The sequence below is a fragment of the Rhizobium sp. IY2 genome, assembly GCF_047532935.1.
GTDB lineage: Bacteria > Pseudomonadota > Alphaproteobacteria > Rhizobiales > Rhizobiaceae > Rhizobium > Rhizobium anhuiense.
In genome coordinates this window covers 1-331 of the sequence record NZ_JBLKNU010000050.1, presented here as the reverse complement: position 1 = coordinate 331, position 331 = coordinate 1, and the positions used below count along the sequence as shown (strand labels likewise).

At 59.8% G+C, this 331-nt stretch carries 1 protein-coding gene; it reads right to left on the bottom strand.

What is annotated here, in order from left to right; genetic code table 11:
• A partial coding sequence (locus tag ACMUVN_RS33335; protein ID WP_414816061.1) for an extracellular solute-binding protein occupies positions 1 to 331 on the bottom strand: 331 nt, incomplete at both ends.

The window sequence follows — 331 nt, the reverse complement described above, 5'->3', positions numbered from 1 at the left end:
CACGCTGCCGTCGGTGCCGGGGAAGCGGTAGCACAGGAAGTCGGTATCCGGCGTCTTCTTGGCGGCGACGAATTCGCCCTTGGCCCAGTCGCCCATCACCTGCACCAGCGCATCACCCTTGATGACCATGGCGGTGGCGAGGTTCCAGTCGCGGCCGGAGAAGTTCGGATCGACATATTTGACGATCGTCGCCAGATTGTCGAAGGACTTCTTCATCGTGTCGGACTTCAGCGACTCTTCATCGAGGTCGTTGAAGGCCTTCTTGTAGAACTCCGGACCGCCGGTCGACAGCACGATGGAATCGAACATCGTCGCTTCCTGCCAGTTCTGG